Source organism: Mycobacterium sp. E3305 (assembly GCF_001666785.1).
In the GTDB taxonomy this organism is placed as follows: Bacteria; Actinomycetota; Actinomycetes; order Mycobacteriales; family Mycobacteriaceae; genus Mycobacterium.
In genome coordinates this window covers 1-12,510 of record NZ_LZJA01000181.1, presented here as the reverse complement: position 1 = coordinate 12,510, position 12,510 = coordinate 1, and the positions used below count along the sequence as shown (strand labels likewise).

General features: G+C 64.5%; 18 protein-coding genes and 1 pseudogene. 15 read left to right on the top strand and 4 right to left on the bottom strand.

The window, feature by feature from the left end; all coding sequences use genetic code 11:
* The first annotated feature begins 13 nt into the window (after nucleotides 1-13).
* From msrB to A5701_RS16450, 4 genes are all read left to right on the top strand, one after another.
* Nucleotides 14-502, top strand: a complete 489-nt coding sequence (gene msrB / locus A5701_RS16465; protein WP_067755716.1) for a peptide-methionine (R)-S-oxide reductase MsrB — start codon at nucleotides 14-16, stop codon at nucleotides 500-502.
* Nucleotides 499-1,056 carry a peptide-methionine (S)-S-oxide reductase MsrA gene (gene msrA / locus A5701_RS16460; RefSeq protein ID WP_082969773.1) on the top strand — a complete coding sequence of 186 codons (558 nt, stop codon included), beginning with the start codon at nucleotides 499-501 and terminating at the stop codon, nucleotides 1,054-1,056. Before msrB ends, msrA begins: the two co-directional genes overlap by 4 nt.
* Before the next feature lie 129 nt (nucleotides 1,057-1,185).
* Complete coding sequence (gene tal / locus A5701_RS16455) at nucleotides 1,186-2,274, top strand: transaldolase (protein WP_067755714.1); 1,089 nt, start codon at nucleotides 1,186-1,188, stop codon at nucleotides 2,272-2,274.
* Between the two features lie 238 nt (nucleotides 2,275-2,512).
* Nucleotides 2,513-2,788, top strand: a complete 276-nt coding sequence (locus A5701_RS16450; RefSeq protein ID WP_067755711.1) for a hypothetical protein — start codon at nucleotides 2,513-2,515, stop codon at nucleotides 2,786-2,788.
* 47 nt (nucleotides 2,789-2,835) lie between these two features.
* Here the strand turns inward: A5701_RS16450 and A5701_RS16445 are convergent, their stop codons facing one another.
* From A5701_RS16445 to A5701_RS28240, 3 genes are all read right to left on the bottom strand, one after another.
* Entirely contained in the window at nucleotides 2,836-3,042 is a 207-nt protein-coding gene (locus A5701_RS16445; protein ID WP_067755708.1) for a hypothetical protein, read from the bottom strand.
* 59 nt (nucleotides 3,043-3,101) lie between these two features.
* Nucleotides 3,102-3,782, bottom strand: a complete 681-nt coding sequence (locus A5701_RS16440; RefSeq protein ID WP_231972839.1) for a sigma-70 family RNA polymerase sigma factor — start codon at nucleotides 3,780-3,782, stop codon at nucleotides 3,102-3,104.
* A 415-nt stretch (nucleotides 3,783-4,197) separates the two neighbouring features.
* The gene (locus A5701_RS28240) at nucleotides 4,198-4,335 is read right to left on the bottom strand and encodes a hypothetical protein (RefSeq protein WP_156670124.1); all 138 of its coding nucleotides are present in this window, start codon (nucleotides 4,333-4,335) and stop codon (nucleotides 4,198-4,200) included.
* Nucleotides 4,336-4,527: 192 nt separating this feature from the next.
* Here A5701_RS28240 and A5701_RS16435 point away from each other — a divergent pair, with 192 nt between their 5' ends.
* The 11 genes from A5701_RS16435 (at nucleotide 4,528) to A5701_RS16395 (ending at nucleotide 12,347) form a co-directional block, all read left to right on the top strand.
* Entirely contained in the window at nucleotides 4,528-5,013 is a 486-nt protein-coding gene (locus A5701_RS16435; protein ID WP_067755702.1) for a DUF5709 domain-containing protein, read from the top strand.
* Between the two features lie 20 nt (nucleotides 5,014-5,033).
* The gene (locus A5701_RS16430) at nucleotides 5,034-6,446 is read left to right on the top strand and encodes an NAD(P)H-quinone dehydrogenase (protein WP_067755699.1); all 1,413 of its coding nucleotides are present in this window, start codon (nucleotides 5,034-5,036) and stop codon (nucleotides 6,444-6,446) included.
* A complete protein-coding gene (locus A5701_RS29360) occupies nucleotides 6,446-7,069 on the top strand; it encodes a DM13 domain-containing protein (protein WP_197504998.1) in 624 nt (207 codons plus the stop codon). Before A5701_RS16430 ends, A5701_RS29360 begins: the two co-directional genes overlap by 1 nt.
* A 169-nt stretch (nucleotides 7,070-7,238) precedes the next feature.
* Nucleotides 7,239-8,606 (top strand): NAD(P)/FAD-dependent oxidoreductase, encoded by a 1,368-nt coding sequence (locus A5701_RS16425; protein WP_067755696.1) that lies wholly within the window; start codon nucleotides 7,239-7,241, stop codon nucleotides 8,604-8,606.
* 128 nt (nucleotides 8,607-8,734) lie between these two features.
* Nucleotides 8,735-9,334 (top strand): sulfite oxidase-like oxidoreductase, encoded by a 600-nt coding sequence (locus tag A5701_RS16420; RefSeq protein WP_067755693.1) that lies wholly within the window; start codon nucleotides 8,735-8,737, stop codon nucleotides 9,332-9,334.
* On the top strand, nucleotides 9,331-10,086 hold the full coding sequence (locus A5701_RS16415; protein WP_369807426.1) for a ferredoxin reductase: 756 nt from the start codon (nucleotides 9,331-9,333) through the stop codon (nucleotides 10,084-10,086). The genes A5701_RS16420 and A5701_RS16415 overlap by 4 nt, the downstream gene beginning before the upstream one ends.
* Before the next feature lie 18 nt (nucleotides 10,087-10,104).
* On the top strand, nucleotides 10,105-10,377 hold the full coding sequence (locus A5701_RS16410; RefSeq protein WP_197504997.1) for a DUF6510 family protein: 273 nt from the start codon (nucleotides 10,105-10,107) through the stop codon (nucleotides 10,375-10,377).
* The gene (locus A5701_RS16405; RefSeq protein WP_067755684.1) at nucleotides 10,377-11,027 is read left to right on the top strand and encodes an RraA family protein; all 651 of its coding nucleotides are present in this window, start codon (nucleotides 10,377-10,379) and stop codon (nucleotides 11,025-11,027) included. Before A5701_RS16410 ends, A5701_RS16405 begins: the two co-directional genes overlap by 1 nt.
* A gap of 274 nt (nucleotides 11,028-11,301) precedes the next feature.
* Nucleotides 11,302-11,520, top strand: a complete 219-nt coding sequence (locus tag A5701_RS28980) for a Rid family hydrolase (RefSeq protein ID WP_231972838.1) — start codon at nucleotides 11,302-11,304, stop codon at nucleotides 11,518-11,520.
* 9 nt (nucleotides 11,521-11,529) lie between these two features.
* The gene (locus A5701_RS29160; RefSeq protein ID WP_255396797.1) at nucleotides 11,530-11,652 is read left to right on the top strand and encodes a hypothetical protein; all 123 of its coding nucleotides are present in this window, start codon (nucleotides 11,530-11,532) and stop codon (nucleotides 11,650-11,652) included.
* Nucleotides 11,653-11,939: 287 nt separating this feature from the next.
* Entirely contained in the window at nucleotides 11,940-12,347 is a 408-nt protein-coding gene (locus A5701_RS16395; protein WP_067755680.1) for a four-helix bundle copper-binding protein, read from the top strand.
* A 23-nt stretch (nucleotides 12,348-12,370) separates the two neighbouring features.
* On the opposite strand, the pseudogene A5701_RS28975 reads toward A5701_RS16395, so the two are convergent.
* A pseudogene (locus tag A5701_RS28975) lies at nucleotides 12,371-12,510 on the bottom strand (thioredoxin-disulfide reductase); the annotation flags it as partial.

The following is a 12,510-nucleotide window of genomic DNA, read 5'->3' as shown; positions in this document are numbered from 1 at the left end:
CGAAGGAGATCAAGTGTCACACAACTACAGCAAGAACCCTGCCGCGGTTGCCGCGCTAACCCCCGAGCAGTACCGCGTCACTCAGCAGAGCGGCACGGAGCTTCCGTTCACGGGCGAGTACTGCGACAACCATGAACCCGGCATCTACGTCGACGTTGTCTCTGGTGAACCGCTTTTCGCCTCGGTGGACAAATTCGACAGCGGAAGCGGTTGGCCCAGCTTCACCCGGCCCATCGGCGCGGACAGCCTTGTCGAGAAGCGCGACCGCAGCCACTTCATGGAGCGGGTCGAGGTGCGATCCGCCCACGCCGACAGCCATCTGGGGCACGTATTCCCTGACGGCCCCGCACAAGCGGGCGGCTTGCGCTACTGCATCAACTCGGCGTCCCTGCGATTCATCCACCGCGACGAGCTGGAAGCCCAGGGTTATGGGCAGTATCTGCGGTTGTTCACCAAAGATGAATCGGAGCGGCACCAAAGCGTCGGCGAGGAGAAATCATGACTGACCACAAGATCGCCGTCCTTGCCGGTGGCTGCTTTTGGGGTATGGAGGACCTGTTTCGCGAGCGTCCCGGTGTGGTGTCCACCCGGGTCGGCTACACCGGCGGCAGTAACACCCATCCCACCTACCGCAATCACCCCGGCCACGCGGAGGCCATCGAAATCACCTACGACCCCCGCGAGACCGATTACCGGGCATTGCTGGAATTCTTCTTTAAGATCCACGACCCGACCACCAAGAACCGTCAAGGCAACGATGTCGGAACCAGTTACCGATCAGCGATCTTCTATCTCGACGACGAGCAAAAGCAGATCGCGGTGCAGACCATTGCCGACGTCGAAGAATCAGGTCGCTGGCCCGGCCCCGTCGTCACCGAAGTGAGCCCGGCCGGCGAGTTTTGGGAAGCCGAACCCGAGCACCAGAACTATCTGCAGCGGTATCCATCCGGCTACACCTGCCACTACGTCCGCCCCGAGTGGACGTTGCCCAATTGCGGTAATGGTGCCGGCGGCGGGGGGCCAGTCGGGGCGGAACATGCCGAGCCCAGTCAATAACGACGTCGGCCCGGCTGCTTCGCCCGATTGGCAGGTGCTGCTGAGTGCGTACGCGCCGCTGGTGCTCTATCGGGCTGTATCTGCAGTGGTTTCGTCGCGGCTTGGCGACCGGCGAGCGGCGGTGACGGGATGACTCAGAACCCGAATCTTGCTGCACTATCGGCGGCAGGGGTATCGGTCTGGTTGGACGACTTGTCGCGCGACCTGCTGCAGTCCGGCAAGCTGCGGCAGCTGATCGACACGAGAAGCGTTGTCGGCGTGACTACTAACCCGTCCACCTTTGAGCGTGCGCTGACAAACGGCCGCGCCTACGATGGCCAGATCGCCGAGCTGACGGGCCGAGGTACCGACATCGACACCGCGGTCCGCACGGCGATCACGGACGACGTCCGGGCGGCGTGCGATGTACTCCGACCGCAGTGGGAGGCCTCTGACGGGGTCGACGGGAGAGTCTCCATTGAGGTCGATCCCTCGCTGGCGCACGACACCGAGGCAACGGTCACGCAGGCCGTCGAGCTGACCAAGGTGGTCGACCGGCCCAACGTGTTCATCAAGATACCGGCGACCACAGCGGGGCTGCCCGCGATCACCGCGACGCTGGCCAAAGGTGTCTCGGTCAACGTCACGCTGATCTTTTCTGTCCAACGGCATCGAGCGGTGATGGACGCCTATCTGGCCGGCATCGAGGCCGCCAGGCAGGCGGACGCTGATATCTCCCAAATCCACTCCGTGGCATCACTGTTCGTGTCGCGAGTGGACGCCGAAGTCGACAAGCGACTCGAGGCGATCGGCACCGATGAGGCGCGCAGACTGCGAGGACAGGCGGGCATCGCCAACGCCCGACTGGCCTACGCGGCCTACCAGCAGGCCTTCGAAGCCGAGCCACGCTACGCCGAGCTCCGCGCCGCGGGTGCTCGCGTGCAGCGGCCGTTGTGGGCTTCCACCGGTGTAAAGAACCCCGCTTACCCTGACACGAGGTACGTCACGGAACTTGTGGCACCAAACACGGTCAGCACCATCCCTGAGGCGACGCTGGAGGCGGTGGCCGACCACGGCGTCATCGCCGGTGAGACCATGGCGGGCCAGGCGGTAAAGGCGCAGGAGATGTTCGACCAACTGACCGCAGTCGGTGTCGATCTGCCGGACGTATTCGCTGTACTCGAACACGACGGGGTGGCCAGGTTCGCGGCGTCCTGGTCGCGGGCACTTCACCGCTAAATACCTTGCGCTCTGCGGGTTTCACCCGTCACGCCAGGCGTCCGGGTCCGAAGAACAATGAGGAGGAATTGTGAGCGGCTACGTCGCAGGCGTTATCGGTGGCATTGTCGGCGGACTCGCAATAGCCGCGCTAGGCATGGCCTACGGCGCGGTGAGTGGGCGGGGATTGTGGACGCTACCCAACAGTATCGGCGGGCTCATCTTGGGCCCAAGACGGACACACACCAGGGCGTTTGGTGTGGCCACCCTGGTCGGCGGGGCCCTGCACGTCACGCTCTCGGCGGTGTTCGGCGTCGTCATCGTTCTTGTCTCGCAGGATTTCACGCACGCGTACCTCTCAACTGGTCTGGTGGCGGGCGTGGCGCTCTGGCTCATCAACTATGTTGGCGTCGGCGCGATTGATTCTGGCGCACGGGGGGTGGCGAGGGTCAATCCCGTACCGATCGCGCTCGGGCTGCACCTGCTATTCGGATTGATCACCAGTGTGGTCGCTGTCCTGATCCTGCGACCATGAGATCTGGCGGTCGCCAATTGTTGCCGCCGGCTCGTAATCGACTGCCGCTAGGCGTCTTCCAACGCCTCGCCAAGCGATTGAAGAGCCTTGTTGTGTTGCGCGTTGACCAGCGTATGACCCACCACCAACGCGGTGACGACGGGCCATTCCATGATCCCGAACAGGGCCATCGCGCCAACGCCGGCATAGAAAGCCAGATGCTCCGGTCCGGGCAGCATCAGGCCGATGTTCCACGGCGACGACGGGGTAACCACGCGCCCGCACCGAGCTCTCGCTTTATTGATCAAATCAGTTGACCTCCTGTTCCAGACCTTCAGCGATCAGCGCTTGCCGGCTGGGCCCATCCGGGCTTGGCGTCGTTGACAATTCGCCGCTGCCGGGTCCTCCAATCGAGGCCTTCGATCGTTATGGGCACGTCCTGGGTTGCCGCGGCGCAGAGCAATTCGCGCAATTGTTTTCGACCGCGGTTCAGCCTCGAACTCACGGTTCCTTGCTGGGTGTCCGTCATGGCGGCGATCTCCTTGTAGGAGTAGCCCGCAATATCGGCGAAATACACGACCGTGCGGAACTGCTCGGGCAGGCGCATCATTGCCGCCTTGAGGTTGGGATTCGGCAGCAGTTCGAGCGCCCGGTCTTCGGCAGATCGTAGGCCCCCGGGCGTGCGTGGGGCGCTGGCGGCCAGCTGTCGATCGGAGACCTCCCCACTCGGATGTTCCGCGGGACGGCGCTTTTGCCTCCGGTAGCTGTTTATGTTGGTGTTGGTCATGATCCGTCGCAGCCACGCCTCGACGTTTGTTCCCCGCTGGAATGCCCGGAATCCGGCATACGCGTTGAGCATCGTTTCTTGAACCAGATCCTCGGCATCCACTCGATTGGACGTCATCCGAAGAGCTTGCCGATGCAGCCGCTCGAGAAGCGGGATGACTGCGCTTTCGAATTCAGCGGTCAGGGTGACGTCTTGCGCCTTTGTGCAATCAGCGTGCCCGCGGCTCACGTTACGTCCCCGCCATCGCGAAAAGCATTGGCATGCAGGGCGGCGCGCCATCGCGTGCCCGAGCCGGACAGGACCGGGCCGCAGGGGAGCGGTGCGGGAGAACGGTCCTGCCCTGCGCTGTGGTCCATGCCCCACGGGAGAACGAGGACCGTATGCGCGAACGTCTGAACCCAGCGGTCATTGCATCACCTTCTTTCGGCCACCAAACACACGCGGCCAATTCGCCGTTGAAAAACCCGACCTGAGTTCGCGGACCGATCGGGGGCAACTTCGTCGCGCCGGCGGTCGGTTGCGTTTGTTCCGTTGCCGATCCCGAACCACGCAGCCCGGCCGCGGGTACGGCCCTTTCTCGCCTCCACAAGACCTCCGGTTGTCGTTCCGGTGCCAGGATCTAGCGCGACGGGGTGAGTGGTCATCACCCGCCGGGGCAAATCATCCGGGTGACCGCGCAGGCCGGCCCTTCGCCTTCGACCTGCGCGATCGGCCCAATCGTCGGGGCCGCGCAAACTTTCATGGCGACTTCGATGACGAAACTGTTGAGGTCGATGCGCACAGATCGCCGAATTCGTGGACGGCGCTCACGGCGGTTCGTTTGCCGTCTATCACCCGGGTGAGTGGCGAAGGTGGGCGACGACAGTTCACCCCTCTGCACGTCATGATTCAAAACGTCTACAGCTGCGCACTGCGTGCCGTTGTCTCAACAGCAGCGCATCCGCCAGCACAACCAAGACCTCGCGGATATGGAATGGAGACGGCACAGATGGGGATTTCTGAATTCGATGATGTGCAAGCCCATCTGCTCGAACCAGAAGAAAGCCTGGACTCGGAACAAACGGGCGTCGACCTCGACGAGGGCTACTCACCCCCGGAACGGCCCCGTGAACTTCGGGCCTGGGGTCTCACCGCGAGGGAAGCGCGGACCCATGAAAGTCTGGCGCGCCGACTGGCCCGTGAGGTACCCGACGTGACCGATCAGTGGGATGGCGACGGAATCGGTGATAGCGCCGACAGCGACGGGGAGCCTATCGACGACCAGGTCGGCGACATGCGCGCAGGTCGGCTTGTCGCCTTCGATGTCGACCCTACGGACCCCGGGACGGATTACCTCGCCCACGACGTCGGCATTGACGGCGGCGCCGCCTCGGCCGAGGAAGCCGCCATGCACATCGTTGTCGACGAAGACACCGGCGCCGGTGAGGGAGGCGTCTTTGACGACCTCTCGTTCGGGTAGTGGGTGAGATTCGAGCCGCAATGATCCGCATCGTGATCCTCGGCGGCGGCCCGGCCGGCTACGAGGCGGCATTGGTCGCGGCTGCACGAGATCCCGCCGTAGCCCGCGTCACCGTCGTCGATTCCGACGGGGTCGGCGGCGCTGCGGTGCTGTGCGACTGCGTGCCATCGAAGACCTTTATCGCCTCCACCGGGCTACGCACCGAACTGCGACGGGCGACCCGCCTGGGTTTCGACATCCACATTGACGACGCCAAGGTCTGTTTGGCGGACATCCACCAGCGGATCAAGATGCTCGCTGCCGAGCAATCGGTGGATATCACCGCCCAGCTGCTGAGCATGGGTGTCGAGTTGATCGCGGGCCGCGGCGAGCTGGTCGATACGGCTCCCGGTCTGGCGCGTCACCGCGTCAAGGTGAGCGCGCGCGACGGCAGCACCACGATCCGCGATGCCGATGTGGTTTTGATCGCCACCGGCGCGAGCCCCCGGGTCCTGCCGTCGGCGCGCCCGGACGGCGAGCGCATCCTGACCTGGCGCCAGCTCTACGGCCTGGACTCGTTGCCCGACCACCTGATCGTGGTGGGATGCGGGGTGACCGGGACCGAATTCGCCAACGCCTACAACGAATTGGGCGTGAGTGTAACGCTGGTAGCCAGTCGCGACCGGGTGTTGCCGTACGAGGACGCCGACGCCGCGCGGGTGCTCGAGGAATCGTTCGCCCAACGCGGGGTCAAAGTGATCAAACACGCGCGGGCGCAATCCGTGCGGCGCATCGGCGAGCAGGTGGTCGTGACAATGACCGACGGCCGCACCGTTGAGGGCAGCCACGCGTTGATGACACTCGGTTCCGTGCCCAACACCCGCCGGCTGGGTTTACAACGCGTGGGCATCGAACCCGGGCCCAGCGGCCACATCGCCGTCGACCGGGTGTCACGGACATCGGCCGTGGGCATTTACGCCGCGGGGGACTGCACCGGCGTTCTGCCGTTAGCCTCGGTTGCCGCGATGCAGGGCCGAATCGCGATGTATCACGCGCTCGGTGAGGCCGTAGGGCCGCTCCGGTTGGGCACCGTCGCGGCGACGGTGTTCACCCATCCGGAGGTCGCGACGGTGGGTGTCTCGCAGACCGCGATCGACCGCGGCTCGATTCAGGCCCGCAGCATCACGCTGCCGTTGAAAACCAATGCGCGGGCCAAAATGTCGGAACTGAGCCAGGGCTTCGTCAAGCTATTCTGCCGGCAGGACAGCGGCGTGATCATCGGCGGCGTGGTGGTCGCGCCGATCGCTTCGGAACTGATACTGCCGATCGCGATGGCTGTTCAAAACCGGATCACCGTCGACGATTTGGCGCAGACGCTGGCGATCTATCCGTCGCTGTCCGGCTCGATCACCGAGGCGGCTCGCCGGCTCATAGCCCGCGACGATCTGAACTGATGCGCGAACCAAATCGGCCGACTGCCATGCGGTCCCGGGCATGGTTCATCCCGCATCGCCTCGCTCGACCAGCGATCGCCATCGCCGGACTGCCAGTGGCGCTGTGGTGGCTGCAACCGTGGAAATTGTTGGTCAGGACCACCGCCGATGAAAGGCTGCCGCCGGGAGCGCGGACCACCCGCCGTGGAGAATTCACCGGTCACATCCATCGAACCAGTGGTGTCGCGCGCCTCGTAACCCTGGCTGACGGGGCACAAATTCTGCGGCTGGAGAACCTGCACACCACCTTCGGACCAGGACTGCGCGTGTGGCTCAGCGACGCACCCGTAGACCATGCACGGTTCCCATGGCGAAAGTTTGCACACGGCACTCACATAGACCTCGGTCGCCTACGCGCCAACCGGGGGAACGCCGATTACGTCGTGCCCAATGGGGCCGATACCGACACGCTCAGGAGTGTAATCCTGTGGTGCGAGCGCTTCAGAGTCCCCTTCGGCGCGGCGCAATTACACCCCGGATCCGATGATTCCCTCCGCCCTTGCAAGGGGTCGCCGCAACCTTCGAGTCGCACATCATTCCTCACCCGCGGCTTGCGCCGTTATCACCCGGGTGAATCGTGCTGAGGAGTGATGACAGAGGGCCCGGCGGCGGGGAATGCTCGTGCTGGAGATCTCCACAGCCGGCTGCCACGCCGCCGTCGAGGACCCCGTGGCCGGCCAAGGAACAGCACGACCTCACGCGATCGATCCCCGACACTCGGTGGATACCCGAAGATCAAACAGGAGAAGAGATATGGAGGCGGTCCCAGTTCACCGTCGACCGCGGAAGGCGGCACCGACCACCTCGGTTGTGATCGTCGGCAGCGGGTTCGCCGGTTTCGAGTGCGCGCGCCGACTGGTCCGACGGCTAGCCAGGGCGGGTGCCTCCGATGTGAGGGTGACCATAGTTTCACCGGTCGACTACCTGCAGTACACGCCATTGCTCGCGGATGTCGCCGGAGGGCTCGTCGACCCGAGGTTTGTCTGTGTTCCGCTGGCCGGAACGCTCAAGGGCGTGCGGGCGGTGCGTGGCCACGTCGATAGCGTTGACTTCGACCGGCATCTGCTGTCGTTCACCGATCCGGAGGGCCAAGTAGGGACGCCGTCCTGGGATCGGCTGGTCTTGACGCCGGGCTCGGTGACCCGGCTGTTCGATATACCCGGCTTGGCCGAATACGCGCACGGGCTGAAGTCGACGGCCGAGGCGCTGTATCTGCGTGATCGCGTGATCGAGCAGTTGGAACTGGCTTGCGTGGACGAGAATGAGAAGCGCGCGGCCGCGCGACGCACGATTGTCGTTGTCGGTGCGTCGTATTCCGGCTCCGAATTGACGGCGCAGCTGCGTGCGCTCGCCGACGCCGCGGCGAAGCAGATGCATTTCGATCGGGCCTCGGTGCGGTTTGTGCTGCTGGACTTGGCCAACCGGGTCATGCCCGAGCTGGGGCAGAGGCTCGGCGACGCCGCGATGCGCGTGTTGCGCTCGCGCGGAATCGACGTGCGGTTAGGCACCACCCTCAGGGAGGTTCACGCCGATCATGTCGTGCTCATCGACGGTTCGCGCATCGACACGTACACGGTTGCGTGGGTGGCCGGCGTGACCCCCTCACCGCTGATCGCCACGCTGGGATTGGAAACCGAGCGGGGCCGGCTCAAGGTGCGGACCGATTTGCAGGTAACCGGTCATCCCGACGTGTTTGCCGCGGGCGACGCCGCCGCCGTTTCGGACCTAACCCGGCCTGGCAAGATCGCCCCGCCGACCGCCCAGCACGCGACCCGACAAGGGAAGACGTTGGCCCGCAACGTCGCAGCAAGTCTCGGCTACGGCCAGCGAAAGGACTATCGCCACAGCGACAAGGGCATGGTGGTCGACTTGGGTCCGCGCTACGCCGTCGCCAATCCGTTGGGCGTGCACCTGTCGGGCTATCCCGCGAAGCTCATCACCCGCGCCTACCACCTCTACGCGCTTCCCCGGTTAGTCAACCGCTGGGCGGTCGCACTCGCATATCTCACCGACGTCTTCTTTGCCCGCACCGTGTTGTCGATGGGATTCGCTTCCGGTGTCGACGCCGGATTCGCTGCCGGCGGAGTGGTCCGGCTACCGCAGGCGGCAGGGGCAGAATGAAATTCGACGCCACCACGGTTGTTTTTGCCTTTCCCCCGGCGCCGCAGGTGATTCGCCGAGGTCGTATCCCAGCAGCACCCCTATTTCCGCTTTGTTCGGGTTGATCACCACAGCGAGACGGAGCACCAATGACTTTCGTCAACAAAGGATTTCGTGGACGCCGTGCTGAATCGGGCCCCGAACTGCCGCCCGGCCAGCATTTGACCGGGGACTTTCCTGTCCTGCAAGCAGGACCGACTCCGCGGATCGATCTCGATGACTGGCGATTCACCATCCGCAACGAGCTCGGCGCCGAACATTCGTGGACCTGGGCCCAGCTCAAGCTCCTGCCCAGCGAGCGGCTCAACGTGGACATCCACTGCGTCACCACGTGGTCCAAGCTGAATACGAAGTGGGAAGGCGTCTCTCTGGACACACTTTTCGAATCGATCGACACGGCTGCCGGATTCGCATTGGTCGGTTCCTACGGTGGCTACACCACCAACCTTCCGCTGGGCGACCTTCTCGGTGGTAAGGCCTGGATTGTCTACGCGTACCAGGGCGCGCCGCTCGGCCCGGTGCACGGCGGCCCGGCACGACTACTGGTACCGCACCTGTATTTCTGGAAGTCCGCGAAATGGGTGAGATCCATTGAGCTGCGCGACAGCGACACGCCGGGGTTCTGGGAGGGGCTGGGCTATCACAACTACGGCGATCCGTGGCGAGAACAACGCTACGCCGGGGATTGACGACGGCTGTGGACGTCCGCATCAATGGGAAGTTGCAGTGGCGGGTCGCGCGCGTGGTCCACTCTGAATCCGAGACCGAGTCTGCGCAAACGATCGGACTGACCGTGCCGGGCTGGAGCGGCCACTTGGCCGGCCAGCACATCGATATCAAGCTGACCGCCGAGGACGGGTACAGCGCGCAACGCAGCTACTCACTGAGCAGACCGGCCGACGGCGAGCGCATCGAGCTCACTGTGCAGCAGATTCCAGACGGGGAAGTCTCGCCCTATCTCAACGGGCTCGTCGCCGGCGACGAGATCGAACTCCGAGGACCCATCGGCGGCTGGTTCGTCTGGCGGCCCGACCATGAGGCTCGGGTTCTGCTCGTCGGTGGCGGATCGGGAATCGTGCCGTTGATGGCCATGCTGCGACAGCGGGTAACGGTCGGGAGCGCCGACTTTCGGTTGGTTTATTCGGTGCGCAGTCCCGACGACGTGTATTACGCCCAAGAGCTGCGCCGGCTCGAGCGCGACTGTGACTGGCTGCAGATCGCATTGGTCTACACCAGGGTGGCCGCGCCGCAGACCACCCGGCCGCCCGGCCGGGTCCGCGCCGCCGACCTCGTGTCGACGGAATGGGTGCCCGGCGACGACGTCGCGCGCGTCTACATATGCGGCCCAACGGGATTTGTGGAGTCGGTGACCGCGAAGCTGATCGAACAGGGGCATCAGCCGTCCGCCATCCGGACCGAGCGGTTCGGGCCGAGCAGTTGATCGAAGAAACGAGGAGTGATGACCGAACCAATGCACGTAGACGGTAACGCGGTCGCGGGCGCCGTCGCAGAAGTGCTCGGACTCGACGCCACCGCTTTGACATTGACCTGCGGGAAATGCTGTCGCAGTGGGCCCTTCGCTGAAAGTCACGTCTATCACCGCGGGCCCGGCGTCGTGGTGCGGTGCCCGTGCTGCGAAAACATCCTGGCCCGGCTTGTGCGAACGCCCACCGATGTGTGGCTGGACTTCCGCGGCGCCGAGTCCTGGCGTGTCCCGATCCCGGCGGACTGATGGAGTCCCTCGACGCACTCGCCGGCCGGGTGCGCACCGCCGACATCGTGGACGCCATGGGGCGTCTGCACCGCCATCGGTGTCATCTCCTCGACCTGGTGAGCCCCACTCCCGGTCGCCAGCTCTTCGGTCCCGCCGTGACCATCTCCTACTTCCCGGCGTGCCGGGCCGCTCTCCCGCCCGAGCGCTACAACTTCAAGAGGTTGTTCTACGACGCCATCAAAGGCGGCGCCGACGGGCGCGTGCTGGTCCTGGCCAGCAACGGCTACACGGACGCGTCACTGGGCGGTGGGACTAAGCTATCTCGGGTCAGCAACCATCGGCTCGCCGGCATTCTCGCGGACGGGCGGCTGCGCGACTTCGCCGAGCTCCAACGCTTCAACCTCGCCATCTATTGCCGAGGCGAAACAACGCGGTGGGGCGGCGATTCCGTCACCCCCTACGAGGCGAACCGCCCCGTCGTGGTCGCCGGGGTGGCGGTCCGTCCCGGAGACTACGTCTTTGCCGACTCCTCGGGCGCCGCCGTCATACCCGCCGGCGATGTGCGCGCCGTACTACGCGCCGCCAACCAAGTCGCGGTGCAGGACGCTGCAGCCATCGCCACGATCAGAAACGAAACCTCAACCACACCGGCAGGCAACGAGAACTGAGGGGTCGGTGCGGGAAGAATTGGGGACATCGACCGCGGGGCGGCTTGCTCGAGTGCGCCCTGGTCGAGAATACGCACCGCAGACCCGATTCATCGGCGGCCGCTCACCCGGGTGAATTACGCAGCCGGATGACGACATCTCGCCCCATCCGCACCGATAGTGGTCGTTGGTCTGAGTCAGCGACCTCCAACGCCGAGACCAACCGCCCTTCTCGGACAGCACATCTGGCGCAGCAACTCCGCGGCTCAGGAATCTATGACGAGAGGAAGACCCGATGACCAAGCCCGAATTTTTCGACACACCCGGATACGGCGAGATCGCCCGCACCCGTAACCACTACAGACAAGCGTTGCGCGTCGGCGATCGCATCGAGATCTCGGGCCAAGGCGGCTGGGAGGCGGACTTCTCCTTGTCGGCCACGTCCCTGGAAAAGGAGATCGTCAAGGCGTTCGACAACGTCGAAAAGACCCTAGCCGAGGCGGGCGCCGGCTAGAGCGACGTCGTGAGCGTCCACTCCTACCACGTCCCCACCGCCGACGAAGCCATTGGTGATGAACACATGTCGGTGATGGTGGACCAGTTCCGCAAGCTGTTCGGCGAAAATCCGCCGGTGTGGACCGCGTAGGCGTCGAGGCGCTCGCACTACTCAACCAGCATGTCGAGATCGAGGTCGTCGCCATCGTCGGACCCGGCAGCAAGTAGACGTCGGTATCAGGCCGCCGAAGTCGATGACTTACCCGTGAAACGGAAGCACCTGCCTCGAGGTGGTCGACGACTAGGGGCCAAGACCGGATCAAGCGTATGTCAGCCGGATTGAGGAGGATCGACCTGGACCGGATTCAGTACCCCGCTAGACCACATTAGCTTTTGCCACACAAGCTTTCAGTTTCAGACAGATTGGAGAACGGGTCAATGGACACCGTAAGCAGCATGCTGGATACCTATCCCAGGGAGCTCGGTCGTGTCGATAAGGCCAAACTGATCCGGTGCATCGAAACCTGTATCGAGTGCGCTCAGGCATGCACGGCGTGCGCGGATTCCGACCTCAGCGAAGAACGGGTCGCGCACCTCACGAAATGCGTTCGCACAAACCTCGACTGTGCCGACATGTGCGCGACGACCAGCCGCGTGCTGTCCCGTCATACCGAATACGATGCGAACATCACCCGCGCGGTGCTGGAGGCATGCGCGGTCACATGTAAGGCTTGCGGCGACGAATGCGAACTGCACTCAGCGCATCACGAGCACTGCCGCATCTGCGCCGCTGTCTGCCGGCGCTGCGAGGAAGCGTGTCGCGAGCTTCTTGCCGCACTGGGCTGAACGGCCCTCGTGTACAACCGGTGTCACTCACCAAGAGATGTGGGTGAAGTGGGCCGCACGGCCGTCGGAGACCGTGATTGGGTGAGCCAGTGCAGCGCGTCGAGGGCGGCCGCGCAGCCGCTGGCCGCCGCGGTGACCGCTTGCCGGTAGCGCCGGTCGATCA

Coding starts and splice junctions, on each gene's coding strand:
- A5701_RS16430 (WP_067755699.1), top strand. CDS start 5,034: ATGATCCGCATCGTGATCCTCGGCGGCGGCCCGGCCGGCTACGAGGCG.
- A5701_RS16435 (WP_067755702.1), top strand. CDS start 4,528: ATGGAGACGGCACAGATGGGGATTTCTGAATTCGATGATGTGCAAGCC.
- A5701_RS16395 (WP_067755680.1), top strand. CDS start 11,940: ATGGACACCGTAAGCAGCATGCTGGATACCTATCCCAGGGAGCTCGGT.
- msrA (WP_082969773.1), top strand. CDS start 499: ATGACTGACCACAAGATCGCCGTCCTTGCCGGTGGCTGCTTTTGGGGT.
- A5701_RS16425 (WP_067755696.1), top strand. CDS start 7,239: ATGGAGGCGGTCCCAGTTCACCGTCGACCGCGGAAGGCGGCACCGACC.
- A5701_RS29360 (WP_197504998.1), top strand. CDS start 6,446: ATGCGCGAACCAAATCGGCCGACTGCCATGCGGTCCCGGGCATGGTTC.
- tal (WP_067755714.1), top strand. CDS start 1,186: ATGACTCAGAACCCGAATCTTGCTGCACTATCGGCGGCAGGGGTATCG.
- A5701_RS16410 (WP_197504997.1), top strand. CDS start 10,105: ATGACCGAACCAATGCACGTAGACGGTAACGCGGTCGCGGGCGCCGTC.
- A5701_RS28980 (WP_231972838.1), top strand. CDS start 11,302: ATGACCAAGCCCGAATTTTTCGACACACCCGGATACGGCGAGATCGCC.
- A5701_RS16420 (WP_067755693.1), top strand. CDS start 8,735: ATGACTTTCGTCAACAAAGGATTTCGTGGACGCCGTGCTGAATCGGGC.
- A5701_RS16405 (WP_067755684.1), top strand. CDS start 10,377: ATGGAGTCCCTCGACGCACTCGCCGGCCGGGTGCGCACCGCCGACATC.